The sequence below is a fragment of the Geitlerinema sp. PCC 7407 genome (genome assembly GCF_000317045.1).
Lineage (GTDB): Bacteria > Cyanobacteriota > Cyanobacteriia > PCC-7407 > PCC-7407 > PCC-7407.
This window is the reverse complement of the sequence record NC_019703.1, coordinates 644,009-670,114: the sequence shown is the minus strand read 5'-3', so window position 1 is coordinate 670,114 and position 26,106 is coordinate 644,009. Positions and strand designations below refer to the sequence as shown.

General features: G+C 60.4%; 22 protein-coding genes. 9 read left to right on the top strand and 13 right to left on the bottom strand.

What is annotated here, in order from left to right; translation table 11 throughout:
* The first annotated feature begins 163 nt into the window (after positions 1-163).
* Positions 164-940: a PspA/IM30 family protein gene (locus tag GEI7407_RS02835; protein ID WP_015170615.1), complete on the top strand. Its 777-nt coding sequence runs from the start codon at positions 164-166 to the stop codon at positions 938-940.
* Between the two features lie 217 nt (positions 941-1,157).
* Here the strand turns inward: GEI7407_RS02835 and GEI7407_RS02830 are convergent, their stop codons facing one another.
* Together GEI7407_RS02830 and ribE are read right to left on the bottom strand one after the other, a co-directional pair.
* On the bottom strand, positions 1,158-1,367 hold the full coding sequence (locus GEI7407_RS02830) for a hypothetical protein (protein ID WP_015170614.1): 210 nt from the start codon (positions 1,365-1,367) through the stop codon (positions 1,158-1,160).
* A gap of 743 nt (positions 1,368-2,110) precedes the next feature.
* Positions 2,111-2,803, bottom strand: coding sequence for a riboflavin synthase (gene ribE / locus GEI7407_RS02820; RefSeq protein ID WP_015170613.1), 693 nt, complete (start codon positions 2,801-2,803; stop codon positions 2,111-2,113).
* Between the two features lie 369 nt (positions 2,804-3,172).
* Here ribE and GEI7407_RS02815 point away from each other — a divergent pair, with 369 nt between their 5' ends.
* The 3 genes from GEI7407_RS02815 to GEI7407_RS02805 all read left to right on the top strand — a co-directional run bounded on the left by GEI7407_RS02815 (position 3,173) and on the right by GEI7407_RS02805 (position 5,505).
* Entirely contained in the window at positions 3,173-3,679 is a 507-nt protein-coding gene (locus tag GEI7407_RS02815) for a bifunctional nuclease family protein (RefSeq protein WP_015170612.1), read from the top strand.
* Between the two features lie 72 nt (positions 3,680-3,751).
* Positions 3,752-4,867: an aldo/keto reductase gene (locus GEI7407_RS02810; protein ID WP_015170611.1), complete on the top strand. Its 1,116-nt coding sequence runs from the start codon at positions 3,752-3,754 to the stop codon at positions 4,865-4,867.
* A 74-nt stretch (positions 4,868-4,941) separates the two neighbouring features.
* Positions 4,942-5,505: a hypothetical protein gene (locus GEI7407_RS02805; protein ID WP_015170610.1), complete on the top strand. Its 564-nt coding sequence runs from the start codon at positions 4,942-4,944 to the stop codon at positions 5,503-5,505.
* A 2-nt stretch (positions 5,506-5,507) separates the two neighbouring features.
* Here GEI7407_RS02805 and GEI7407_RS02800 read toward each other — a convergent pair whose 3' ends face one another.
* Together GEI7407_RS02800 and GEI7407_RS02795 are read right to left on the bottom strand one after the other, a co-directional pair.
* Positions 5,508-6,674: an extracellular solute-binding protein gene (locus GEI7407_RS02800; RefSeq protein ID WP_015170609.1), complete on the bottom strand. Its 1,167-nt coding sequence runs from the start codon at positions 6,672-6,674 to the stop codon at positions 5,508-5,510.
* A gap of 66 nt (positions 6,675-6,740) precedes the next feature.
* Positions 6,741-7,421 (bottom strand): phycobiliprotein lyase, encoded by a 681-nt coding sequence (locus tag GEI7407_RS02795; RefSeq protein ID WP_015170608.1) that lies wholly within the window; start codon positions 7,419-7,421, stop codon positions 6,741-6,743.
* 887 nt (positions 7,422-8,308) lie between these two features.
* On the opposite strand from GEI7407_RS02795, the gene GEI7407_RS02790 reads away from it, so the two are divergent.
* Positions 8,309-8,674, top strand: coding sequence for a hypothetical protein (locus GEI7407_RS02790; RefSeq protein WP_015170607.1), 366 nt, complete (start codon positions 8,309-8,311; stop codon positions 8,672-8,674).
* A gap of 49 nt (positions 8,675-8,723) precedes the next feature.
* Here the strand turns inward: GEI7407_RS02790 and cobT are convergent, their stop codons facing one another.
* From cobT to GEI7407_RS02770, 4 genes are all read right to left on the bottom strand, one after another.
* Positions 8,724-9,866, bottom strand: coding sequence for a nicotinate mononucleotide-dependent phosphoribosyltransferase CobT (gene cobT / locus GEI7407_RS02785; RefSeq protein WP_015170606.1), 1,143 nt, complete (start codon positions 9,864-9,866; stop codon positions 8,724-8,726).
* Complete coding sequence (locus GEI7407_RS02780; protein ID WP_015170605.1) at positions 9,853-10,647, bottom strand: DUF2232 domain-containing protein; 795 nt, start codon at positions 10,645-10,647, stop codon at positions 9,853-9,855. Before GEI7407_RS02780 ends, cobT begins: the two co-directional genes overlap by 14 nt.
* Positions 10,648-10,692: 45 nt before the next feature.
* Positions 10,693-11,223 (bottom strand): universal stress protein, encoded by a 531-nt coding sequence (locus tag GEI7407_RS02775; RefSeq protein WP_015170604.1) that lies wholly within the window; start codon positions 11,221-11,223, stop codon positions 10,693-10,695.
* 311 nt (positions 11,224-11,534) lie between these two features.
* On the bottom strand, positions 11,535-12,239 hold the full coding sequence (locus tag GEI7407_RS02770; RefSeq protein ID WP_015170603.1) for a Crp/Fnr family transcriptional regulator: 705 nt from the start codon (positions 12,237-12,239) through the stop codon (positions 11,535-11,537).
* An 830-nt stretch (positions 12,240-13,069) separates the two neighbouring features.
* Between GEI7407_RS02770 and GEI7407_RS19270 the strand changes: the two genes are divergently transcribed.
* Entirely contained in the window at positions 13,070-18,076 is a 5,007-nt protein-coding gene (locus tag GEI7407_RS19270; RefSeq protein WP_015170601.1) for a hypothetical protein, read from the top strand.
* Positions 18,077-18,606: 530 nt separating this feature from the next.
* Entirely contained in the window at positions 18,607-19,260 is a 654-nt protein-coding gene (locus GEI7407_RS02755) for a sugar transferase (RefSeq protein WP_051030663.1), read from the top strand.
* A 68-nt stretch (positions 19,261-19,328) separates the two neighbouring features.
* On the opposite strand, the gene GEI7407_RS21760 is transcribed toward GEI7407_RS02755, so the two are convergent.
* The gene (locus GEI7407_RS21760; RefSeq protein WP_255347603.1) at positions 19,329-19,460 is read right to left on the bottom strand and encodes a hypothetical protein; all 132 of its coding nucleotides are present in this window, start codon (positions 19,458-19,460) and stop codon (positions 19,329-19,331) included.
* Positions 19,461-20,008: 548 nt separating this feature from the next.
* On the opposite strand from GEI7407_RS21760, the gene GEI7407_RS02750 reads away from it, so the two are divergent.
* A complete protein-coding gene (locus GEI7407_RS02750; RefSeq protein ID WP_015170599.1) occupies positions 20,009-20,710 on the top strand; it encodes a Crp/Fnr family transcriptional regulator in 702 nt (233 codons plus the stop codon).
* 94 nt (positions 20,711-20,804) lie between these two features.
* Here the strand turns inward: GEI7407_RS02750 and GEI7407_RS02745 are convergent, their stop codons facing one another.
* The 4 genes from GEI7407_RS02745 to GEI7407_RS02730 form a co-directional block, all read right to left on the bottom strand.
* Positions 20,805-23,108, bottom strand: coding sequence for a nitric-oxide reductase large subunit (locus GEI7407_RS02745; protein ID WP_015170598.1), 2,304 nt, complete (start codon positions 23,106-23,108; stop codon positions 20,805-20,807).
* A 315-nt stretch (positions 23,109-23,423) separates the two neighbouring features.
* On the bottom strand, positions 23,424-23,903 hold the full coding sequence (locus GEI7407_RS02740) for a hypothetical protein (RefSeq protein ID WP_015170597.1): 480 nt from the start codon (positions 23,901-23,903) through the stop codon (positions 23,424-23,426).
* Between the two features lie 18 nt (positions 23,904-23,921).
* Entirely contained in the window at positions 23,922-24,251 is a 330-nt protein-coding gene (locus tag GEI7407_RS02735) for a cupin domain-containing protein (RefSeq protein ID WP_015170596.1), read from the bottom strand.
* The gene (locus tag GEI7407_RS02730; RefSeq protein ID WP_015170595.1) at positions 24,248-25,039 is read right to left on the bottom strand and encodes a cyclopropane-fatty-acyl-phospholipid synthase family protein; all 792 of its coding nucleotides are present in this window, start codon (positions 25,037-25,039) and stop codon (positions 24,248-24,250) included. Before GEI7407_RS02730 ends, GEI7407_RS02735 begins: the two co-directional genes overlap by 4 nt.
* A 323-nt stretch (positions 25,040-25,362) precedes the next feature.
* On the opposite strand from GEI7407_RS02730, the gene rnc reads away from it, so the two are divergent.
* Positions 25,363-26,103 carry a ribonuclease III gene (gene rnc / locus GEI7407_RS02725; RefSeq protein ID WP_015170594.1) on the top strand — a complete coding sequence of 247 codons (741 nt, stop codon included), beginning with the start codon at positions 25,363-25,365 and terminating at the stop codon, positions 26,101-26,103.
* Positions 26,104-26,106: the final 3 nt, after the last annotated feature.

The window sequence follows — 26,106 nt, the reverse complement described above, 5'->3', positions numbered from 1 at the left end:
AAAGGGCCGCGGAACTCGCGGGACCAAGCAGGATCATCCTCACACCCTGGGCGTCACGGGTCACTAGTCAATCGCGCAGAAACTCAGACCGCGAAGTTTGGGCTTTTCTACGCCAGCGGCCTAGGGAGAATATCAACAACGCCAGTTAAGGAAGAACAGAGTCATGGGACTATTCGATCGAGTTAGCCGCGTGTTTCGAGCCAACCTCAACGACATGGTGAGCAAGGCAGAAGACCCGGAGAAGATGCTGGAGCAGTCCATCATTGACATGCAGGAAGACCTGATGCAGCTCCGTCAGGCCGTGGCCAGTGCGATCGCCAGTCAAAAGCGGACTCAACAGCAACACAACCAGGCCCAGACCGAAGCCAACAACTGGCAGCAGCGGGCACAGCTAGCTCTGCAAAAGGGCGATGAGAACCTGGCGCGCGAAGCCCTCGTGCGCAGGAAAACCCACACCGAAACTGCGACCACCCTCAAGACTCAGCTTGACACGCAGGCTACCCAGGTGGACTCTCTCAAGCGCAGCCTGATTGCCCTAGAGAGCAAGATTTCTGAGGCCAAGACCAAGAAAGACATGCTCAAGGCTCGCGCCAGCGCGGCCAAGGCCAACGAGCGCCTCCAGAGCACCATCAACTCCCTCAACACCAACAGCTCCATGGCCGCCTTCGAGCGCATGGAGGAAAAGGTGCTGCAAATGGAAGCGCGCTCTCAGGCCGCCGCTGAAATCGCCTCCTCTGACCTCGAAGGCAAGTTTGCGGCCCTCGAGGCCTCGAGCGATGTCGATGATGAGCTCGCCTCCCTCAAGCGCCAGCTCACCGGGGAGCCGGAAGCGGCTGCTCAACTGCCAGCGGCTGGATCTTCTGCGACCCCGCCGAAGGATAATCAACGGTATGTGGATGCTGAGCTAGAGGCGCTGAAAAATCAGCTTGACCAGCTCTAACCTGGCTGAACTCCACTGAAAGTGTGGTTAGGGGTGGTGGCGATCGTCGCCACCACCCCTATTTTTTTATGCAGGTCTGGTAGGGACAGCCGTCTCGAAAAAGCGCCCAACAGAACGCTTTGAAAAAGCTTTAAAACGCGTCAGGGACCCTTCCCGCGAAGAGTCCCTGATAGCCATCCTAGGGGGCGATCGCCCGTCTCAGCTTTGACGGGCAGTTCTAAGAAGCCTGAACCAGTTGTGCACCCTGCCGCTCTCGGGACTCCTGACGGACCTGTCCCACCATCACCGCAGATTGCAGCGCCATAAATGCATTAAAGTCTTCTAGCTCATAGTGCGCCTTCAGCAGGCGTCGGAGCTGATTTTCAGCCTCTAGGCTCAGGTATCCCGTCGCCATGGCTCCACGCGCAATGTCCCGAATTAGCGTCATATCTCGAATCCCCACCAATCATCGATGCCAACGGATCTTGGCGCATCCAGATCTACAACAGCGATAAAACGTTTTCACGAAAAATTGCCTTGTAATTTTAAAAGTTGGATGCGTCCGGCAAAATACGGACGAAGTCGGCCACTCAGCCGCTCTTTCACATTGCCAATCAGAATCAGCAAGAGTGGCCTGTGACCTCTACGAAAAACGGTCGCAGCCCCGAGCCACTCAAAGCCCAGACCCAAAACCCGCAGCCTGAAGCTGCTGCGCTGGCCTTGAGCTTTGCTAGAAACACCCTTCTGCTGCGACAAGCCGAGTCGTCAATGCCTAAACCGGTACAGCACTTGCTTGGGGAACTCCAGACGGACTGAGTGCTGCTGTAGAGTTCTAGGAGACTAGCGCTAGGGGGCAACCACTGTAGCCTAGAAACAGGTCAAAACTTCGATGCAGGAAACACACAAATCGGCGATCTCAATGGGCGATCGCCTACAGGAATAAAAGGGCTTGAGGCGTCTCAGGAAGATTTTGTTGTAGAGGCAATACTCACATATCTATCTTCGCCGTGAATAGTAGTTACACTGAATCTTTATTGAAAATATACACTCTCTCGCCTGGAGAGATTTACGTAGACAGATAAATTACGCCCTTGGGCAGAGCGAAGGGGCTGAGCCCAGCTCGCGATCGCCCAGCTCTACCGCTACTAGAGACGACACCTTGACGGGCTGAAACGTTCGCTAGACAGGTTTCTAGAGATAGCCGTGCTCTGCCAAAAACTCGGGAGTCAGGTCAGCCCACGGAGCCTCTGGGCGATCGCCCTCTGAGGCATCCTCGCCGCTAAAGCGCGATCGCAAGAATTTCTCTACGTATTTCCCCAGGATGTCTCCCTCCAAATTGACCCAGCTCCCGGGGGTCAAATACCGTAAGTTGGTTTCGGCGTAGGTGTGGGGAATCACCGCTACCTTGAACCAGCTACCGGCGCGATCGCACTCCGCAATGGTCAGGCTGACCCCGTTGACCGCAATGCTGCCCTTGGGCAGGACGTAGCAGGCGATCGCCGAGCTGTGCGTCCTGAAGCTCAGCTCCCACGATCGCGCCGTCTGGACCGCCGCCTCCAGCTGGCCCAGCCCATCCACGTGCCCCGTCACAAAGTGGCCGCCCAGCTTGCTGCCCACCCGCAGCGACGTTTCTAGGTTGACCCAGCGCTCCTCCGCCGGTGCCCCAAAGGTCGTGCGCTGGATCGTCTCCGGCGAAATCGACGCCACAAACCCCTGGGACAAAATCGTCTCAACCGTCAAGCAGGCCCCATCCACAGCGACACTATCGCCGATGGCCAAATCTTGCAAAATCAGATCAGCAGTTTCTGGCGCACACGAAATTTTTAGGGCGTCTTCGCCGATGTGCTGATAGGTTCCGAGGGATTGAATCAGTCCGGTAAACACGGCTTTTCCGAAGATTTGTAAGATTGGGGTAGACCTGCCAAAGGGGTCTGTAAGGTAGTCCAAAGGCGCAGTCTAGGCGGACCTGAGCAAAGTATATTTTTCAGTGAATTTGCTAGGAAACCCTTTAGGATCAGAGCACGAATCGGGGCATACTTGAGTTCAAGTAACCTGACTTTGACGCAACGTATAGAGGCCTAGGCTCCCTTAGGGTTCTGTTATTTAACTTTAAATTATTCTTCTGACGCTACGTTTGCACCTTGGACTGACTTCTGATACCCAGTGTCCCTATCGTTTCTGAGGGCCATTGAGGTTTGACTCATTTTGGGGGACTGCATCTCCTTTGCTTCAAGGATCTGAGAGGCCAAGCCAATGATTGAAATGAAAGTTGCCGGTATAGCGCTCGATGCGGTTACTCGTAGCCCGATTGTGCTGCTGAGGGACTCCGATGACCGGCGTGCTCTGCCAATCTACGTGGGGCAGGATCAGGCACGGGCCATTATCAGTGCGCTAGAAGACCAGGTGCCGCCGCGGCCGCTGACCCACGACCTCATGGTGAATATTCTTGAGGAGTGGGATATGACGCTGGAGCGGGTGATTATTCACTCTCTCAAGGACAATACGTTTTACGCGATTTTGACAGTGCGCCAAGGGGAGGCCAAGAAGGAGATCGATGCGCGCCCGAGCGATGCGATCGCCTTGGCGCTGCGAACGGGCAGCCCGATTTGGGTGATGGAAGAGGTGATTGCGGACGCGTCGATTCCGGTGGATCAGGACGCGGACGAGGCGGAGCGGCGAGCGTTTCGCGAGTTTCTGTCGAATCTGCGGCCAGAAGATTTTAGTGAGCGGGGCCGCTCGAGCAGCGGCGAAGCGCAGTAGAATCCTGCGGTGGAGGCTGGCCTAGGGGCGATCGCCTCGGGAGCTGGATTAGGAAAGAAAAGGGAAAGGGCCATGCGCTACCGCCGCTTTGGCAAGACGAATTTGCGGCTGTCGGTGCTGTCTTTGGGGACGATGCGCTGCTTGGCGTCGCCGGAGGTGGCGGCGGAGACCGTGGGAGCAGCGATCGCAGCGGGGGTGAATCACCTAGAGACGGCCCAGGGCTACGGCGAGAGCGAGCGCTATCTGGGAGCAGCCTTGGCCCAGAGGCCGGAGGCGCGATCGCAGCTCTACGTCACGACGAAAGTTTCACCAACGCCTGAGAGGGCGACCATGGAGCGGGCGATCGCAGTCTCGCTGGAGCGCCTCGGGCTGGACTACATCGACTGCTTGGCCATCCACGGCCTGAATACGCCGGAGCACCTGGCCTGGGTGACCGATTCCGAGGGCTGTATGGCGGCGGTGCGGGCGGCGATCGCGGCGGGGCGCGTGGGCCATGTGGGGTTTTCGACCCATGGACCGCTGGAGCTGATTTTGGCAGCGATCGCCACGGAGCAGTTTTCCTTTGTCAGCCTGCACTACAACTACTTTTTCCAGCGCAACGCGGCGGCGATCGCGGCGGCGGCAGCCCAGGATATGGGGGTATTTATCATTTCTCCGGCGGACAAAGGGGGCCAGCTCTACACGCCGCCACCGGCCCTCGAAGCGCTGTGTGCGCCGCTGTCGCCCTTGGCCTTTGGCTACCGCTTTTTGCTCAGTGACCCCCGGATCACCACCCTGAGCGTGGGGCCAGCGTCGCCGGAGGAGCTGGCGTGGCCCCTGAGCGCGATGGCGGAGGCTGGGGACGTGGGGGCGATCGGCGATCGCCTCGAAGCCCAGCTGCAAGAGCGCTTGGGGGCCGATCGGTGCAGCCAGTGCTTTGCTTGTCTGCCCTGCCCCGAGGAGATCCCGATTCCGGAGGTGCTGCGCCTGCGCAATCTGGCGATCGCCTACGACATGGACCGCTTTGGCCAGTATCGCTACCAGATGCTGGAGAACGCAGGACACTGGTTTCCGGGCCGCCGGGGCGATCGCTGCACGGACTGCGGCGACTGCCTGCCCCGGTGCCCCGAGCAGCTCGACATTCCGAAGCTGCTGCGAGACGCCCACGATCGCCTCCAGGGACCGGCGCGGCGTCGGCTGTGGGGATAGGGAACCCAGGATCCCCTTTCTACAGTCCTGCCACACCAGCAGCAATCTATAACACTATCGGCAGGTAAATCACGATGAGGGCGATCGCGTTTTGGTTCGCAATGGGATTGGGGGTGACGGGGGAACCGGTGCTGGCCCAGGCGCTGCCGCCCGCAGAGCAGTTCCCTTTGGATGTTGAGCGGCTGCAGGCCGACGAAATCGCCCAGGTACAGCCCTGCCCCAGCGAAACGGCCACGCCAGAACCCATGGTGGTCACAGAGCGCACGATCTGCCAGACGTCCCTGACGCCCCCCAGCCTTTGGTGGGCCGAGGAGCAGTTTAGCAACAAGCTGGTGTCCGACTGGCTGGCCTATCCCGAGGGCATGGCGGGAGTGTCGCCGTGGATTGACATCGCGGTGAACCGGCAGCTGTGGAGCCTGTACGACTATCTAGAGCGCTACGAGTTCGTGAATCACTTCGGCGCCGTGGCCCGAGACTTTGGCTACAACATTCGGGTTTTTGACCCGATCAACCCCAATGCCGTCGTGGCGTCCTACACCTGCAACTTCCAGGCGGCTCCGGCCCGCTGCGGCGTGTTTATCGACGGGCTGCTGCGGGATGCAGTGCGCGGCAGCGGAGGCAATGGCTTCCAGCCTTAGGGCTAGGCGGTCCGCAGCGATCGCCAGAGCTGGGTGTAGGTCTGCTTCGCAGCCTCCGGCAGCGGCTCCAAAAATTCGCAGCGCTCCAAGACCTCGGGGGGCGGCAGCAAGATCGAGTTGTCCTGGAGCGACTGGGGCAGCGTTGATCGATCGAGGCTGGGCACGATGGGCGACACGGCCCGACTGACCAGGGAAAATTGGCCAGCGATCGCCGGATTCCAGCAAAAATCAATCCATTCATTCATCAGGTCCTGTACCGCCTCCGAGGCAGGCGCTGCGGCCTGGACCCACACATCCGCCCACAGGGCCGTGCCGGACTGGGGCACCACCACCGCCAGATGGCGCTGGCTCTCCAGCAGGGGCAGCACATCGGTCGACCAGCCCACCGCCGCCCAGGTATCTCCCAGCAGCAGGGGCTCCAGATAGGCCGTGGAGTTGTAGAACTTGACCTGCTGATGGAGCGATCGCGCCTCCTCCACCAGGCCCGTCACCGTCGTCGGGTCCGCCACGTTGTAGGACTGGCCCAGTTTTTTGAGCACCAGGCCGATCACCTCTCGCTCTTGGTCCAGCAGCGACAGTCGCCCTCGCAGGCCGGGCTGCCACAGATCCGCCCAGTCCTGGGGTGGCCGGAGGCCGTTGCGCTCGAACTTGTCCTTGCGGTAGGCGATCACCGTCGTGCCCCAGCGGTAGGGCGCGCCCCACACCGAACCGGCGGGCGACACCAGCCCCTGCTCGTTGCGCTGGCTGATGCGCCGCCACGCCTCGGGAATCGAGGCCCAGTTTTGCCAGGTCTCCGGCCGCAGCGGCTGGATTAGCCCCTGCTGGATCGCCGGTTGCAGCCAGGCGTCTCCCAGGGTCACCAGGTTAGCCTGGGCGGGCTGCTCTGCGCTGCCTCCAAAGGCGGGAATCGGGAGCCAGCGCCGCCGCTGCGAAGCTTGGGGGGTTTTCCAGCGCTGGAGCAGGCGAAAGATATCCGCAATCTGGGCTTCGGCCTCGACGCTAAAGGCAGCCGATCGCGGCAGCGTCTTGCGAAATTTGCCCGGTAGCTGGGCCGGAATCGATCGCTTGAGAGAGCGGACCGAAAGGCTGACCGGATTTTGGGCGCAGCCTGTGAGCCACTGACTGGCCCCCAGGGCGACTCCCCCAACCAAAAAAGACCGACGCTTCATAACTGTTGCTGAAAGGGTTTGAGAAGTGGCTGCCCGAGCTGCGATCGCCTGGGAGTCGAGGACAGGCTACGCCTGGGAGTCAGCGGGCTGACGGTTTTCGGCCCCAAAGCCGATCAGGGTCACCTCGGTGGGCGGCTGGGCCGGATCCTCGGGGCGCTGGTAGGTCACGATGGTCCGCAGCCGCAGATTGGGCGCGACAAAGCGCATTTGGTCCACCGCCACGGAGCGGCGGTAGTAGGTAGTCATTTCGAGGACTTGCCGCGCCGGTTGATAGGTAAACCGGCCCGCGATCGCCCCGGACTCGGAGTAGCCCTCATCCCGCAAGTAATAGCCGCGAATAATGCCCGCCTCAGCGTCGCTGCTGTCGGTCACCTGAGCCGCCACGGGCAGCGGCGGCAGGTCCGCCGGATTGGGCGCCTCGATCACGTCGCCATCGGGGACAAACAGCGCCTTCAGCTTCATCGAAACGCGATCGCCCGTTTCGGACACCGTGTCAAAGGCAATGGAGAAGCCCGGCCATTCCTGGCCGCCTGCTTCGGCCTTGGCGCTGTTGACCTGGACTTTGGCCAAGACGGACGCTGCCTGCTGGGCCTTCTCCAGAATTGGGGCTTTGTCGGACCACGTGAGGGGAGCGACCTCGTATTGGGTGAACGATCGCTCGACTTCGCCACCGGGCATGTAGTGGTAGGTGCGCTCGGTGGTCCAGGTTCCGGCGCAAGCGGTAAAAAAGTCGCGAAAACTCAGCATAGGTCTTGGCAGGGCAAACCGAAGAACAGCAAAGGGTGGAATTGCGAGCCGAGAGCGCGCCGAATGCCACCTATCCAGCCTAGCGCCTGGGGAGGATTCAGCTCTAGGGGACGCGAAAGCTTTTGGCGCTAAAGGGGCGATCGCGCAGCTGAAAAGGCTTCAGAATCCATGGGCTGATTTCTTAATAAGTATTTAGACTCAGCAAGGCTGCAAAAGCCCTTTTTTGGAGTTGATTTCATCTGCAAAAAGTATCGAAAAAATTGACTTTGTGCCGATCGCTTTGATCTCCAAGGCTTTCTGGCGATCGACAGGCAAAAAATGGTCATTGACTTTTAATCAATAAATTTCGTCAAAACCTTCAAAAAGTAGTTTAGTTCTTTTGAGTAAACGCTATTAGGCATGAGCTTTTGCTTCATCGATTTTGAGCGCGTAAGCCAGGAAAATCTCCCAAAATCTGGGTGCAGCGATCGCCCCAAAAATCAAAATCAGTGGCGAGGACGATCCGGTGTGGCGAGTCGCGCCTGGGGTTGAAAATTGGTGAGGATCCTAGAGAAATCGATAGATCAAGATCGCTGGCGATCGCCTACCTGAAAAGGTTCCAGGCTTTTGGTTGTTCAGAAATAGCTGCACTCCTGGAGATTCTGATTACAAAATATCTTTAGATTTTATTTAGATTTCATTTAAATTAGCAGTTAAAAATTAGGTGAACAGATTTTGAATGAGAGAGGGTTTGAGCAAGGGTTTGCGTCAATTTTTGACCACAAGAAATGTAATGTTCTCTGGGGAGAAGGCTCACTAAAAGTTAAATGATTGATAAGTAAAAAGCCCCTTTGAAAAAACTTCCCTACGATAGACTCAGCGGACTTAAAACTATCTCAAAACACCTCATGGATTCACTCCAGCACCAGATCAACACCCTCAATGGCAAAGTGGATACGCTCCATCACTTGACTGAGCAGTTGAGCTGCAAGTTTTCGGAGCTGCTGACGGACCTCCGTGTCCAGTCTGACAATGAGCCCGCAACAAGCCTGCCCATTGACCCCTACATCCACTCTGAGCTGCGCAATCTCCGCATGGGTCTGGAGCACAAAGACATTTTGGTGGACAGCGGCTACCCAGCGATGGAGACGCCCCAGGGCGATCGCAAGTTGGCCCCTGAGATTCAGATTCAGCGGCTGACGGCTCAGCTCACGGCGGCTTACAACCGCATCGCAGCCCTCGAAGAGCAGCTGCTGGCCAAACGCGTTTTTTAAGCTGTCTCAGCTTTGTTCTGAGGGGTTGCCCTCGAGTTTCTAGCCTGGACTAGGCGGGTGCGGTTTCCGAAGAAGGATTGCTGAGGTGGGCATGACGATGCGCGATCGCGTCCACTGCTTGCAGAATTTGCTCCGGAGACCAGCCTCGATACAGCTGAGCGGCGATCGCGCAGCCTCCCGCGCCGACGCCCTCTTTAACAAAACCCTGCTCATAAGCTCGCAGCTGTGGATAGCGAGACTGAGCGAAACTCAGCGGTGTGGCCACCAGCGGCACGTCCCCCACTTCAGCCGCTAGGCCCACAGTGTCCCCGGTGGGGTCTTCGATGACCCAGCGAGTCGTGCCGACCACTATTTGCTCGGGTTCCCAAGCCAGCGCTTCAGCTTGGGCGATCGCCCGAGCCAGCGCGAAGACCGCCAGCATTTGGGTACCGCCTGCCAACAAGACGCCTCCGTGCCGGCTAGCCGCGATCGCCATGGCCGCGACCACAACCTGCATCGGATCGCCCACCGCCGCCGCGATCGCCAGCGGATGGAGCAGCCCCCGGGGCAAGCGCCCCAAGCCCTCCTGGACCAGCGCCAGCTTCTGGGCGTGATTGCAAACGACGTGGCTGCTGTTGACCTTGTCGGCAGCCTGAACGCCCAGGCCCAGCAGGACCGCCAGCGCTGTGGAGGTGCCCCCCACGACGCACTCTCCCAAGATGAGATAGTCAACCTCGGCCCTGGTGGCCAGCCGCTCCCCCCACTCCAGACCCTGCTGCCACAGGCGCTGAGCCTGATCGAGAGGCATGGCCTGACCGGTGCTCAGACACGCCGCTGGCTGTCCGCCCAGGTCAATGCTGGGGACGGCGGGAGCCAGGGGCAGACCCGCATGGAAAAGCGCTAAAGGAATTCCCTGGCCCTCGAGGATGGCGCGGGAAATCAGCACTGGGGACGCCCCGGCCGTCAAGGGCGGCAGCGGGTAGCGCGGCGAAGGCTGAGGCCCGCTGTGGAGAAACTCTGCATCGGCGATCGCCGTTCGCTCGCGATCGCGCGGCGTCTTGCCCGCCGCCGAAATCCCCGGCACCAGCCCCGTCGCCGTAAAGCCCAAAACACAGGCAAACAGCGGCCTCTTACCCTGAAAGCGTCTTAGCCACTGCGCTCCTCGTTCGGGCTGGGTATAGACGCGCGGCGTCCTCACCTCAGTCCGCTTCATAGTCCAGCAGGATCTGCACCCACTTGGGCGGGGCCGGGATCGGGTTGCCCAAGCGCTCCAGCAGCCACCACGCCGCAATGTGGACGACGAGTAAATACAGCAGGCTATTGAGCACGATCGCCACCACCGCCACGCTCTGAACCAGCGAGAGGCTCGGCTGCAGCAGTAGCCCCAGCTTCAGCAAGATCCAGTCCAGCAGGCTCGTGATCTGGGTGGTCAAATAAATCCACAAGTCGTCTCCCAGCAGCACCGACAGGAGCCACAGGCGAAAGAAAATCCCGAAGGTGCCCAAAATCGAGCCCAGGGCGATCGCCGTGGTCCAGGTTGCTGCCCGCTGCCACAAAAAGCCCAGCAGCACCCCCAAAAGCCCGTAGGGCATCACAAACAAAACGCTGCGCGTTGGCCCCATCAGCACCGACAGCAGCAGCCCCGACACCAACGCTGACATCCAGGCCGCACGGCCGCCCCAGCGCAGATAGACCAGGGCAATGGGCGTCGGGAAAAAAATCCGCAGCAGCGGCCCGAGGGGAAAGTAATAGTTCACCAGCCAGATCAAGCTGGCCGTGCTGGCCAAAAAAGCAGTTTCGACCAGGCGCAGCGGGGCTAGGGCTGGGTCGCCAGAGCGGGCGCGACTTCCTGACCACGACTGGGCCGCAACGGTGGCTGCTTTGAGCCGAAGGTACTCTTCTGAGGTGCTGTAGGTCGGCTCCTCCGGCGACGCTGCGCCAGGAGACTGCTGGGGATCGGCTGCACCGTTGACTGGGTCGGGAGAATCGCTCATTTAGTCTTTCAATTTGCCGCCATCGCAGAATCTACTCTAGCGCGTCTAGGGAGTTCCAGGCGCGGCCTGGGACGCAGGAGTCTCCTGGGTGGACTCGAGCATCTGGACCACCAGCACCGATCGCTGGGCGTGGTGAACGACGTAGTTGCTGACGCTGCCCAGCAGGACCTCAGCCAAGCCGCTGCGACCCCGGCGGCCCACGATGACGAGGTCTGCGTCCCACATGCGAGCGGCTTCGCAGATGGTGGGGCCAGGGTCGCCGATGCGCTGGTCAAACTCGGTGGCGATGCCAGCTTGCAGGGCGCGATCGCAGTAGCTCTGGAGCAAGTGGCGATCGCCCTCCATCCGTTCTTGAGTTTGGTGCTGATAGGCCTCGTAGGCGCTGTCCATCAGCGAAGGCCGCAGCCCCACCTCCATCGGAATGGGCATCCGCGGCGGCGTCAGGGTATCAGGGGTCAGACAGTGCAGCAGCATGAGGCGAGCCTGCATTGCCTGGGCGATCGCCACCGCCTCCTCAAAAACTGCCGTGTCAAAAGCGGCGAAATCAAGCGCAACCAGAATCTTGTGGAAGCTCATGGCTTGCTCCTGTGGCGACTGATTGGGGTTTCGAGCAACCTGCCCGGTCGTGAGTGCTCCGAAGGGGTGAAGGGAAATCTTCCAGGCGCACCCGACAGCGCCTTAGGCTGTCTACTCTCACGCTACCGCACATCTTTAGTCCCGCCGCGACATTGCAGCAATCCTTGATAGTTGGATAGTTGCTTCGGCGATCGCCTTGGTTCAAAGACTTTGAAGCCTCTTCACGATTGACAGTGAAGAGGCCCCAACAGAAGAATTCCTCTGGAAATATGCTTTGCAAGGTCCGGAGCGGCCCCATCCCAGCGAACCGACTAGACCAACAGCCGCTCCATGGCGTAGGTGTCGGGAATACACAGCACATCCCGCTCACGATAAATCAAGCCCTTCTTCTCCAGCTTGCTCAGGACGCGGGTGACGGTTTCGCGCGCCAGACCGCTCAGGCTGCTCAGCTCCCGGTGGGGCAAGTTGGGGATGCTCACCCCTTCCGAGGTTTTTTTGCCCTGGCCATCTGCCAAAAACAGCAAAATATCAACCACCCGCGACGTGCTGTCCGATTCGCGCAGGCGCAGGCGGCGGTTGACCTGGCGCAGGCGACGGCCCATTAGCTGAGCCAGCCGAATACCGGCGATCGGCTCCGTATTGATGAGCTGCACGAAGTCCTGGGCCGGAATGTTGCCGATGGTGGTCGCTGCCAGGGTAATCACGTCCGTGGAGCGGGGCACCTCGTCGAGCGCCGCCATCTCCCCAAAAATCTCGCCCTTTCCCAAAATGTTCAGCGTGACTTCCTTGCCATCGAGGTTGTAAGTCCGAATTTTGACCCAGCCATCTAGGATGAAATAAACCGAGCTGCCCCAGTCATTTTCTAGCAAGATGACTTGGTTAGCGGGGTGGTTGCGAACGACCACATGGGCCGTCGACTTCTCTACGGCTGCCTCGGGAATCCCTTCAAAGAAGGGGGCAGATCGGATGAGTACGCTGCCAGATTGTGCGTCGCGTTGGCTGTGGCGGTCGTCCATGGAGGCATCGGCTATACGCTGACGGGAAGAAGAAGGCAAGATTCTATAGTCTAGCTACAGGTTGTGCATTCAGGGTACAGCGTTTGGCACCCGGAAAACACAAGGGGCAGGGGAGGGGCAGCGAGGCAGCCTGAAATCAAGCCATGCTGCACCCAGAGGGGCGATCGCCGCAAAGGCAAGCTCTAGGGAAGGAAGCTGTGCCCGCAAATTCCATAAACGCTTTCGCCAAGGTTTATATCTTGCGAGTCCGGAGGAAAATGCGCCTTAGCTCACCAATTATCGCACTGTCGCTGTGCCCTGGGTCTCTATGCTAGGGCATCCTGAAGCCCGATCGCTTTAGAGATCTGTAGAAGGTTAATTTTTCAATACAGCTCCTCCCCTGAGCGCAACTTTGCGTTTTCCTTCGCTTACACTTTGTGCATCGGTGCTCCCAAGGGCTGGAGGTCCTCTGCTGTCTTGCTTCCGGGGAAAATAATGTGGCTTTGTCCTGGGGCGATCGCCCCCTGAGTCACTCCCAGCCAAGGCAAGGAAGCTTACCTCGCTAAAGCCTCACCCTGGGCCTGTTTTGTCCATCTTCGCCAAACCTCTGCAACGTTTGCTATGCTCTCCTTGCAATGGTGCTCTCCTAAAGCTCAAAGCAAATGGCAGGTGACCTTTTGGGAGCAACCTAACCCCCCAGCGTTTTTCACGACGCCCTGGGCCCTAGCAAGCCGCTTTCGGTGGAGTATCTGGGTGACCCAGGCCCGTCAAGAAAATTGCTCCTCCTGTCGCAGCGCCGCATTCCATCTGGCCGCGATCGCCCTGCCCAAGTTTTCGTCAGAGGTTCTACCGTGACTTCTCAGAAGGACCAGATCCAAGCCCTGATCACTGAGATTGACGGCGCACTCCGCAAAGCCAGTCCGCGCCTGCCCTGGGTGGTGTCCGGGGATGCGACCCAGCAGCGTCGCATTTTGGAGCGTGTCCGCACCTACCTCATTGCGCTTCAGCAGCAGGCTGCCGATCCCTCCGACCTGGCGAGAACCCAGCAACAACTGCTCGCCCACGATATCCAGTATCAGCCCCCCACCTCTGCGAGGGAGGAAGGTGCGCCCCTGCCGCGCCCTGAGATATCTGGGAGTGGCGATGCCCAGCAGGTCTTGCAGTCGATGGTGCAGGAAATGAACCTCCTGCGATCGGGCGTGATGCAGACCCTGCAAACCGACCTCGAGATTTTGCGCCAGCAGCGCGATAACTTGGCGCGCGACATTCAGCAGCTGGAGTCTCAGCGCCAAACCTACTCCCTGGCGCAGCAGCAGATCAATCAGCAGCAGCTGATCAACGATTTCTTGCAGTCCTTGATGGGCCGGGTACAGGAGAGCTTGGCGCAGCAGGTCAGCCAGTCCATTGCCAATCTTGAGCAGCAGTCCTTCCGCTACGGGAGCGGGCTACCGGTCGAGGGCCTCGAAGGGGGAGCCCTGCCTCTCGAGCCGGCCCAGCGTCTCGAGCAGCTGCGATCGCTCCAGGTCCAGTCCGACCAGCTCCTGATGAGCCTAGACTCGACCATCAGCGTGGTTTTCGAGGCGATTCAGCGCAATCTCCAGGCCTACCAGGACTCCCTCAGCCAAGGCCTCGATCGGATGCACGGTCTGGGCCAGCAGGGAGAAGTGATGTTCACGGCCTTGATCAACCACTTGGCCCAGCGCCTGGGCCAAGAAGCGTCCTCGTACTTTCAGGCATCGCTCCAGATGCCCAGCCTAGAGGAATCGGGTCCGCCGTCGCTGTCGGTGGGGAGCCTACTGGGGCCGCTGGGCACTGAGGCGGAGCAGCCCTTTTCGCCCAATGAGCCCCTGCTCGACCTGCTGGATGAGGAGGAAACCGAGGAGCCGCCCGCGGGCCTCGGGGTCGGGTTCCCCTATCCCGGAACGGAGCTGACCCAAGAGCTGGGCCAGATGTCACCGGAGGCCGCAGAAAATCTGCTGGCGAACTTGCTGCTGGGAGAAGAGTCTGAGGCGATCGCCCCTCCGATTGAGGTGGCAGAGCCCGTGGGCCTTGGTGACGACGGCGGCCTCAGCGCTGCGATCGAAGCGGTTGACCTCGAGAGCGAGCCGATTTTGCCGCTGGAGTCCGCTGCCTTCGAGTCGCCGCTGTATCAGGTGGATGAGTTTGAGCAAAATGCGCTGGATTGGAGCGCACCAGCGGATGACGCAACGGTGATCGAGCCGCTGCTGCCGGAGGAAGAGACAGACGTCAACCTAGACTCGGCTTTGGAGCTGCTAGAGCGCCTGAGCGGCGAGCTGCAAGAGCCCTTTGCCCCGGAGCCCCTTGACTGGGAGGAGACGCCGTCGCCTGCGGCGGAGTTGGCGGCCCCCGAGGCGCCAGCGAGCCCACAGGTTCCGGAGACGCCCGCAGCCGCGGAAGAGGTGCCGCCCGAGGACCTGACGAGCCAGTACGAGGAGCTAGACGAGTTTTATCAGAGCCTCTTTGGCCAGACTGAGCTGACGGCTCTGGATGAGCCGACGAGTGCGCCAGAGGCGATCGCCTTCCCCGGCGAGTCGACGCTGCCGGAGGTGACGCTGCCCGAGCAGTCCGAAATCTTGGCGGCCAGCGCCCTAACGGACGATCGAGCGGCGATCGCGTCCTCGGTCGAAGAGGTCCTTTTTGAGGGCTTCGAGGTTCCAGAAGAGCCGTCGAGCCCGCCGCCCATCGAGGAAGAGGCGATCGCCTCCCCGACCCTAGATGCCTTTTTGTTTGGCGAAGAACTGACGCCGTCCCAGTCCGCCCGCGCCTCCACGCCCCCGATCGCTGACGGTTTAGAGCTGCTAGAGCCCGCTGCGGAGGCGACGCCGCCAGAAGAGGCCATCGACGCAGTGGCCACCCTGGGTGAGCTGATCGACGAAACCCCGTGGGAAGGCAGCCCCGCCGCTCCCAGCCCTGAGAGCAGCGAAGAAGACTATATTCCCGCTGCTCCCACCGAAAACCTCCTCATCTCCGAAGCTGATCTGCGAGAAGGCCGCAGCCCCGAAATCCAGATCGACGAGGATGTGCTGCTGCAGCTGGATGCAGATCTCTCTAGCCTAGAGTCCCTCGAAGGGGAGGCACAGCTCGAAGCAGGCCTGCTGGACCTCGATGAGACCGGCATGAGCCTGGCAGACCTACCCCCGGCTCCACCGGAGAAGGCAGCCCCCGGACCTGCCCCCTCGGAGCCCCTGCTCGAAGATCTGATGGACTGGGGCCTCGAAGAAGAGCTGCTTCCAGAACCAGATATTGATGTGGAACCCATGGCCATCGAGGTGCCGGATCTGCTAGACCCGTTCCCAGAAACCGACGGGGAGCCTCCAGAGCCACCAGCGTCCCTGGAGGTGCTCGAAGATCTGTTTACGGGGTTCGTAGAGCCTGCTCCCCTAGAAGTTCCGACGCTAGACGTGCCGACGGATGATGGGCTGCCAGAAGTCCCGGAGAGCATTGAGACAGTCTCTGAGGCTGACCTCCTGGAATCGACCGAGCCCCTGCTAGATGAGGATCTTTTCTTGGGGTCTGAAGCGCCAAGCGTTCTAGAGGGAGACCTATTCACAGGGTTTGGGGAGAGTGCAGAGACTCCCGAGGTGGCCCCAGCAGCCGAAGAGCCGCTGCCCCCAGAACCGTCTGAGGAGACGACAACCGCCTCACGCCTGCTGGGCAGCGATTTGTTTGGCACCTTTGCAGCAGCGCCAGAGGAGACGGCAAGCGAAGCCAACGCCCTCACCCTCGAAAACCTGGACACGCTGTTTGGCGACCTGCCGCCGGTGTTTGGGGAGTCCAGTGAGGCAAATCCGGTCCCCGAGCTCGATTCAGCAGAGAGCTTTATCCTGGAGGACGCCTTCGGGGGTTTTGGGGAAGACGAGACGATCCTGCTCGACTCAGATTCGAGCGAAAAAAAAAATTTAGTTGAGGCCCAGACGCCTCAAGCGCCGATGCTGCCGGTGCCAGCAGCGCCGCCAGATCTCGAAAGCCAGCACACGTGGTACCTGGGCCTAGACATCGGAACGACGGGGCTGTCTGCGGTGCTGCTCCATCGTCCCACCGGGGAGCTGTACCCGATTTATTGGTATGAGCCGCGCAACGCAGATGAGCCCGAGGTGACGGCTCCCTGCTTCCGCCTGCCTGCGATCGCCTTTCTAGAGGATCAGCAGCCCGAGCACCAGAATCCCTTGACCAGTCCCTTGGTAGTGGCGACGGCGGCTTTGGCCTCCCTGCGGGAGTCGGCGCTTCAGGGCTCCCTGCTCCAGGGTCTCAAGCCGCTGCTGTCGGTGGGGGTGCCCTTCTACGCCAGTACGGCGACCTGGGAGCCGGTGCTGCAATGGTCGAGTGAGCAGACGCTGCCGCTGGTGTGGGTGCGGCGATCGCTCCAAGACCTGCTGGCGACCCTGACCCAGCCGGGCGATCGCTGCGTGGCGGTGGGCCTAGACCCCGATCGCTTCCAGACGGCGATCGCCCACCTCGATGGCATCATCGTCGGCGACTCGGCCAGCGCCTCGGACACCTACGCCTTCAACGTGCGCGAGGCAATTCTCCAGGCGGGTTTGGTGGCTCACCCAGCCCGCGTTTTCTTCGTTGAAGACGCGATCGCCACGGTCCTGTCCGGCCTGCGAGGCACCCTCGAGCAGGCCCTGAGCATTCCGGGCATTCCCTCCCAAAAACGCACCCTCTTCAACACCGACTGGCGGGGCGCGACCCTGGTCATCGACGCGGGCGCTGCCACCACCGAAATGGCCCTGATCACCCTGCCCAGCAACGGCCAGCCCCTGGCCCACCAGGACTTTACTTGCCGCAGCTTTCCGGGAGCCGGCACGCTCCTAGACCAGGACATCGTCTGTCAGCTGCTGCTGCCGGAGTGGGCCAGACAGCCCCACACGCCGGACGCTCCAGCCGAAGGCGCCCTAGCGCTGCTGCCCGACTGGGATTGGCAGTCAACCTTCCCCGCGACGGAGCCCCTGCCCTGGGAGAGTCTCAACCTCAACGATCTTGATCTGCCCATTCCTGGCGATCCGGACCCCATCGCGCGCCAGCACCTGAGCCAGCGCCTCAAGGGCTCCTCTCTGGGCCAGGCGCTTCTGGACGTGGCCCAGCACCTCAAGCTCATCCTGCGTCACCAAGACCGCTTTACCTTCGAGCTGGGCAATCAGCAGTGGGTGGTGCTGCGGCGCGACCTAGAAAAGCTGGTGTTTTTGCCCTATATTCAGCGCCTCAACCGGGAGCTAAATGCGCTGCTGAGCCGGACCGGCATTGCGGTGCAGGCGGTCAACCAAGCAGTCTGCACCGGAGGAACGGCCACCATTCCGGCGATCGCCCGCTGGCTCCAGCAAAAACTCCCCAACGCCACCATCATCCAGGACACCTACGCCAGCGAGCCCTTCCCGCCCTGCAGCCGCGTTGCCTACGGCCTAGCCGCGGTGCCCCTCCATCCCCAGGTGCTCAACGGCATGCGTCAGCAGTACAGCGACTACTTCCTGCTGCGAGAGCTGCTGCGCGTCGTGCCCCAGCAGTCTTTTTCCGTCGGCAGCATCTTGCAGCTTTTGGAGCGCCAGGGCATCAATACCCAGGCCTGCCAAAACCGCATTTTGTCCCTGCTAGAAGGCAACTTGCCCCTCGGTCTGGTGCCGACGGAGGGCCTAGAGCCCCTCGCCACGGCGTCCGCCCAGCACCCCGATTTGGCGTCTCTGGCCACCGCGCCGCTGTTTGAAAAAGACAGCCAGGGCTACCGGCCCAGCCTCGAGCAGTGCCGCCAGCTCCAGCAGTACCTTGAGACGCTCCTAGTCGCCTCTGTCCAGAAGCTGGAAGACCCACTGACAGCAAATTTGACGGTTCCGCGAGGGCGCTAGGGACGACGCCCTCAGCGCTTTTGCGGGCTCGGCGGCCCGACCATCTGCAAAAATCGGGTCCCAGTCAATCCACAGACCTCGAAAGGCATGGAGATTTGCCGGTGTCGGGCAAGGAAGACCTATAAAGAGTTCAAACTTCCCTCGCGGTAGCTATGGCCGTGCGGATCAGAAGTTAGTACAAAAAATCTACGAGCTTTCACGACGCCCGAAGCAACGGAATTTTGGGAAACTCCCTCAGAGCCTGCCAAAAAGCGTTTGGAGAGGCGAGGGAGCTAAATGTATCTTTTGCGACTTTGTACCGGAATTTTACGGTGAGAAGGTCATCAAAATTACAGGGCTTGGGCACGAAAACACATTAGATCTTTAAAAAGTGAGTCTTCACTTCAAAGATTGGGCGAATCGCGACGCGATCGCTAGGTGGGTCAGATTGGAAGTTTCTATAGTGGCATCGAAGGTTCCTATCGTCGCCCTGTAGGTTAGGCATCGTGATTACGACTTCTCGTTCTCTCCCGCCTGGTTCTGATCTCTCCTTGACTCCGGCTGCCTTGACGTCACCGGATCAACATTTGCAGACTGCCCATCCGTCGGCACGGAGCCGAGCCAAGCGGCTGATTGATGTGCTGGGGGCGATCGCCGGTTTGGCGATTACGGCGGTGGTAGCGGTGCCCGTGGCGATCGCCATTTACCTCGACAATCCAGGCCCCATCTTCTTCGGCCAGGAGCGCTGCGGCCTCAAAGGTCGGCCCTTCCGCATCTGGAAGTTTCGCTCCATGGTGGCCAATGCCGATGACCTCAAGCACCTGGTTCAAAATGAGGCCAAAGGGCTCGTCTTCAAAAACCAGAACGACCCGCGAGTGACCCGAGTCGGTCGATTTCTGCGGCGGACAAGCCTGGATGAGCTGCCCCAGTTTTGGAATGTCTTGATGGGAGATATGAGCCTGGTGGGGACGCGACCGCCGACGGTGGATGAGGTGATGCGCTACGACGGCTATCACTGGCAGCGCCTCGATGTGAAGCCCGGTATCACGGGCGAGTGGCAGGTGAATGGCCGCTCATCGGTCAAGGATTTTGAAGATATTGTGCAGATGGACTTGGACTATCAGCGCAAGTGGTCGGTGACCTACGACCTCAAGCTGCTGTTCAAGACTTTCCAGGTTGTGCTGAAAAAAGACGGGGCTTATTAATCCCTGCTGTGGGTGCCTGATGCTCAAAAGCCCGGCGATCGCCGGGCTTTGGGCGTTGAAGCGTCTCTCTAGCCTTGGACAACCAGCGCCTGTAGATTTTGGGCAGACTGGTTGAGGCTCTGGACGCTTTGCTTGGTTTGGGAGATGCCAGCGGCAGTCTGGGCCACGCCTTGGTTGAGGGCGTTCATGGCTTCGACCACTTGGTGACGCTCCTACACCAACCTAACGGTATGGTGTAGGCTTCTCAGGCATTCCGAAGAATGCGTAGAACTTCCTTGGAGGTGTCATCGCTGAAATGGATAAATACCAAGGGTGTCTGTATGGGTGGATGGGAGGACAGGTGCCAAGGTGCTGCTCTAGGGCTGAATCTGGGCGATCGCCCTTCGAGGGCCACGACCTCAAGGCTTTGGCAGCTGCTATCACCCTCCAGCCCAGGAATCCGCTAGGACACAGCGCTCACGCAAACAGGAGCGCCTCAGAGACGCAGACGTTGAAGATTGCTCTTAGAATTCCCTGAGAAAGTCGCAGAATGCCAAATTTTCGCGATCGCCCAAGGAAAAAACCTGAAAACTGAAGGGCTTTCCTGCCACTAGACCTTGAGATTTACGCCAAAACCCTAAATCTTGGCAAGCGTACTTTTGGGCAAAGCTGAGGGTCTCCAAAGGCGCAATGGGGGCTCTAGGCTGGCTGGGAGGCAGTGCGTCTCGCCCCAGGGCGGTATGGTGAGGAGGTTGGCTGGCGAGCGGCTATGTTTGCAACCATTGAGCAGCTGCAAAGTGTGCAAATTTTTGCTGCTTTGGAGGAGACGGAACTGGAGGCGCTCCAGGCTCAGACGAAGCTGTGGCGCTACGAAGCGGGCGATCGCGTGATGCAGGAGGGCGATCGCCTGCCGAGCTGCCTGTACGCGATCGCCGAGGGCACCGTGCAGATCACCAAACTGGCCACCACCGGCAAAGAGACCATTCTGCGGTTGCTGGGAGCGGGCGAAATCTTTGCGGCTCCGGCCCTGTTTGGGGACGGGATCGCCCCGGCGACGGTGCTCGCGCTGACGGACTGTAGCGTGCTGACGGTGAGCCGCGAAGCCCTGCTGGCCGTGATTCAGCAAAAGCCCGAGGTGGCGCTGCGGATGATGACGGTGTTCAATCAGCGGCTACAGCAGCTCCACGAAACGGTCCACGGCCTGGTGTCGGAGCGGGCGATCGTCCGTTTGGCGCGGCTCCTGCACTATGCGGCCCTCGAAGAGGGGGCGCAGCTCCAGGCGAATGGGGGGTTCCTGGGCGATCGCCGGCCCTACTACCAGATCGCCCGCAGCATCGGCATCACCTACGAAGAGTGCGTCCGCCTGATCAAGCGCCTCCAGGCCGTGGTGCGCTACCAGCGGGGCGGCAAGATCCAGATTTTGGACTTGGCGGTGCTGGAGGCGATCGCCCGGGGAGACCTCGAGCCCTGATCCATAGCCAGAGCCCCACCCCCAAGGAGGGGCGGGGCTTTGGCACAATCAATTGAGTCTTTGAATCAGGCCGCTGTGGCCAGAAATTCTAGACTTAGACCTTACTGGAAGTCATAGTCTTGGGTTCGGTCTGGGTCGGCTGTCGCAGCAAGGCCGCGATCGCCTGCACCGTGAACAGCACAATGGCGATCGCCCCCAGAGAGAACACAATATCCCCCGGAATGCGCAGCCACACCGTCCACTGCATCCACGGGCTGCCCACCACCTCCGCACTGCGGGCGTACCACGTCCCGTGATTGACCGACTGCACCAGCTGATAGAAGCCATTGGGGATCAGGCCAAAGACCATCATGATCACCAGGCCGCCATTCAGGCTCCAGAAAGAAAAGCGCAAGAGCTTCTCATTCCAGGCCCGCTCCGGCACGATCTCCCGCAGCGCAAACAGCATCAGCGCCAGGGCCAGAGAGCCATACACCCCAAACAGAGCCGAGTGGGCGTGAATGGGCGTCGTATTGAGGCCCTGGGAGTAGTACAAAACGATGGGCGGGTTGATCAAAAAGCCAAACACCCCAGCACCTACCAGATTCCAGAAGCAGGTCGCCAAGAAGAAGCGCAGGGGCCAGCGATAGAAGCCCTCGGCTTCCTGGGACAGGCGCAGCGTCTTCACCACCTCAAAGCCAATCAGCGTCAGGGGCACCACCTCCAGGGCTGACGCCACCGCGCCCATAGCCGCAATAAAGGAGGGCGTCCCGGCAAAATACAGGTGGTGCAGCGTGCCAATCACACCGCTACCAAGGTACAAAATCGCCGTGAGATAGGTCGCTCGCAGGGCCGAGGACTTCTTGAGGAAGCCCAGCTCGCTGCACAAGTAGGCGATCGTCACCGTCGCGAAGACCTCAAAGAAGCCCTCCACCCACAGGTGCACCACCCACCAGCGCCAATACTCCGCCACGCTCAGGTGAGTGTGATTGGTGTACATCAGCCCCGCCGCATAAAAGAGCGGAATCGTGATCGCGCTGTAGAGAAAGAAATGGTTTAGGCCCGTGCGGTTGCCGTCGGTCTTGAGGGCCGGCTGCAGCGCCCGGTACATCAGCCACAGCCAAAACACCATGCCGCCGATCAGCAGCACCTGCCACAGGCGACCCAGCTCGACATACTCATAGCCCTGGTGGCCAAACAGGAAGCTAGCGTCTCCCGTCAAAAAGCCCTGGACGCTAGCCCAGGAGCCGATCAGGGAGCCTACCACTACCACTGTTAGAGCAATCAGCAGGCCGCCATTGCCCCAGGCTTGGCCCTTGGGCTCCTGCTTGCCAAAGCGCGGCCCGAAGTAGAGCCCCGCCGCCAGCCAGCAGGTCGCAATCCAAAACACCGCCAGCTGCAAGTGCCAGGTGCGCGAAGCAGCGTAGGGCATGAACTGCTGGATCGGGACGCCGTAGAAGCTGTCGCCCTCCACAGCGTAGTGGGCCGTCACCATGCCCATGATGATCTGGACCAAAAACAGCGCCATCGCCACCCCAAAAAACAGGCTCGAAACCTTTTGGCTGGGGGTAGCCAGGCGCAGGGCGGGCTGCAGAGGAACCGTCTGCACTTCGTCGCTGCTTTCTTGCTCTAGGTAAACGAACAGGAAAAGGGCGATCGCCGCAATGAGGACAATCACCGACACAATGGACCACACCAAAAACTGCCCCGGCGGCTGATTGCCGATCAGGTCATCGTGGGGCCAGTTGGCCGTATAGGAAAAAGGCGCGTTGGGCCGATTGGCGGCGGCGGCCCAGGCTGTCCAGCTAAAAAAGGCGGTCACGTCGTGGATTTGCTGGTTGTCGGTAAACCAGCCATCGGGAATCGAGTGAATTCGCGACCCGTGGGCCAAAAGCACTTGATAATCCTCAAAGACCTGCTGAAGACCGCGCGTTTGGGCGGCGGTCAGCGTCAGGGCTCGAGTGTTGGCGTCATAGCGGTTGATCTTAAATTCTTGGCTCACTTCGGCCTGGAGCTTGGCGCGCTCCGGTGCGGGCAGCGCCTCGAGGTCGGCCTGGGAAAAGTGAGTATCGTTGGCGTAGAGAACTCCGGCGGTGGCCAGGCCCCAGCGGTGCAGGACGTCAGCGGTCCAGTCAGGCGCGAGATAGCTGCCGTGGCCCCAAATGCTGCCAATGTGCTGGCCGCCCCGCCCCAGGTAGGTCACTTGGCCCCGCTCGATATCCTCGGCCCGCAGCACGATTTCTTGCTGGGACGACTGGACGGTGGCGGGGATGGGGGGCGCATTTTTCCAGATGGCCGCTCCCGCCCCGATCAGGACGGTGAAGGTAATGACACACACCAAAACTAGCCAAGCGGGCAAACTCAGCGATCGCCGACTTGGAGAGGCGGGAGTGGCAATACCGAGGGTGGAATTTGCCATACCAAAATCCTTAAAGTGCTGAATCCAGCGAAATAAACAAGGCCCAGAAATCTGAGCCTCGCAGGTTGTCGTTGGGAGAAATCAGGGGCGATCGCCCCTAGTCAAAAGTTGAGGGACGATCGCCCAGATCACGGTCAAAGCTGCTGCGTCGAAGCGGCTGCAAACATCTAGAGAATCTATTCCCTAGGATGCTAGATAGATTTTGTGAAGCGATGAGTTTGCAGACTTTCTTCAGCAAGCTGTGACATTTAGCAATCTTTTTTGGCTGTCGAGAAAAACTGCCAAAAATCGGTAAAAAACGACCAGAATCCGCAGCTAAACCACAGACGATCGCGCGTCCTCGCGGGCAGCTGCCACCAGCACCAGGCACAGCAGGGCGATCGCCCGCTGCCAGGCTTCTCGCACTGCGGCTTCCTCGACCCCGTCAAACAGGCTCACCAAGCGCGGCACCGATCGCTCGAGGGCCGGCAGGGGCACCGGACGATGGAGCTCCACCAGGCGGATCAGGCTCTCCTCGTTTTGCAAGAAGCGCACCACCCAGCGCGTGGTGTGGTCCGGGCCGTCGGGCACCCGGCGTAGACCCAGCTCTTGCTTCAGCCAGACGTAGAACGGCGGAAGCTGGGTGGCCAAAATTGCGCCTGCGGTGGGCAGCGTTTCCTGGAGCAGGGGCACATTGAGCTGCCCGAGTTCGGCTTTGAGGGTGGGATGGGCCAGCAGCTCTTCGAGGCGGAGATCCAGCAGAGACTGGATTTCTTCAGGAGACAGGGGCAAGTGAGCTGCAAAGGTGTCCAACATAGGAGTGTTCATCGGTAATTAATTCGATAACGTGAGTAAAAACGACAGATTTTCTGAGGCGCTGAGGGCGTGGGGCGCGTGGGCCGGCATGAAGATCAGGCGGCCTGGTTCGAGGGCAATATCTGAACCGTTCAGGGTGAGGGTGCCCCGCCCTTCGACTACCTGCACCAAAGCATTGCGGGTGGAGGTGTGCTCAGAGATCTCGGTGCCCGCAGCCAGACAGAAGAGCGTGAACTGACAGTGGGTGTCCTTGAAGAGCACGGTGCTCAGAACTCCGGCCTCGGGATAAAGAACATGATCCCGCAGATGTAGGGTCAGCGTATCAGCAGACAGGAGGGTGGTCGTCATAGCAGACTCTCTGGGTCGGTGCTGCGCCGGGCGCAGAGGATGATGTGGCCGAGCTCGGCCTGGTAGCGCCGGAAAAGGCGGCGCATGGTCAAAACGCGATCGCGGATGGCGGGGCGGGTCAGGAGATTCCAGGCGATGCGCAGCATCCCCAAGAGGCCCTCATCTCGCAGCATTTGGCGCGGATCGAGCAGGCCCATGGGGCCGGTTTGCGATCGCTCCACGGCGAGGCCCGCTTGGGCACAGGCAGCGCGCCAGTCGGCCTCTGAGATCGGCGTGACGTTGGAGCGAATGGCCTGGGCGAGGTCGCGATGAATCTCGTCAGCGCGATCGCGGGCCAGCAGCTCGTGACTCAGGAAACGGCCTCCCGGCTTCAGGCGATCGCCCACAGACCGCAGGATCTGGGCCTTGCCCGCCGAAGACTGCATGCTCAAGATCGCCTCGGCCAGCACGTAGTCGTAGGTGCCCGGAATCTGGTCGAGGCGAAAGATGTCGCCTTCGAGGATCTCAACGCGATCGCTCAGCCCCGCCGCTGCCACCGCTGCTCGGGCTCGGGCGACGCTCTCGGGGTTCTTCTCGACGCCGACCACCCGCACCCCAAAGCGCTGGGCCAGGGCGATCGCGCTTTCGCCAAAGCTGGAGGCCAGCTCCAGCACTGTGTCCCCCGGCTGAAACTCAGCCCAGCGAAACAGCGCTTCGGTGGCGGTGCGGCCGCCGGGACGCAAGATGCGCTTGCCCGCCGCCGCCAAAACCTGGTGTCCTGTTTGCCGTTGAAGCGTGGTGTCGGTCATAGCCGTGACCTGAATTTGAGCTATCCCCACTCTGGCAAAGTTGGGCGGCCGCTTCTATGAGGTAGCTCATAGAGCCAAAAATTTAATTTGCTGCGAGGCATTGATTGGGGTCAATTCTTGTCTGAGCGAGAGGGGGTGAGCGCCCCAGGGCGCTCATCGCGGCGAAAATGGGTCCAAGGCCGATTTTCGGGCAGATCCGCCCAGGAAAGTGAGCCGGCCAATTCCCAAGCCTGTAGGCTATTGAAAAGGGTGCTGCGCCCCTAGGGCTGGTAACCTTTCGCGCGCCCCCGTTTTCTATCTCTGTGCACTCCATTCCTTTGCCCATGTCTCTGCCAGACCCACGCCGCCAAAAACAACTCATGAAGCTGCTGGAGCGTCTGGAACTGCCGCCGGATGTTTCTGTCCGCTGGGATCTGCTGGATTTGGCCCTCACCCACTCCACGGTCTCCCCCACCGAGAACTACGAGCAGCTGGAGTTTATGGGGGACGCAGTGGTGCGTCTGGCCACAGCAGAGTTTTTGATGGAGACCTACCCAGACTGGCCGGTGGGCGAGTTTGCGGCCCTGCGATCGATTTTGGTGAGCGATCGCCGCCTGGCCCAGATTGCCGATCGCTACGGCTTCGATCGCTTCTTGCTGGTGGGCAGCAGCGTGGCGGGGAACCGAGCGGGCCAGGAAACCCGGCTGGCGGAGTCCTTTGAGGCGGTGCTGGGGGCGCTGTACCTGAGCACTCATGACCTCTCGCTGGTGCGGCCCTGGCTGGATACCCATCTGCAAGAGTTTGCCGAAGAAATTCGCAGCGACCCCGCCCGCCAAAACTACAAGGCGGCCCTCCAGGAATGGACCCAGGCGCGCTACCAGTGCCGCCCCGAATATCAGGTCCAGGAGGTGAGCCAGATTTATAACGACACCAAGCGCTTTCGGGCGGAGGTGTGGGTGCGCGATCGCCACGTCGGCAGCGGCAGCGGTCGCTCGATCAAGGCCGCTGAGCAGGCTGCTGCTCAGGAGGCGTTTTTGCTGCTCTCCCAAAGTTCCAATCCTGATCTAGATTCTCATCTAGCCTGAACC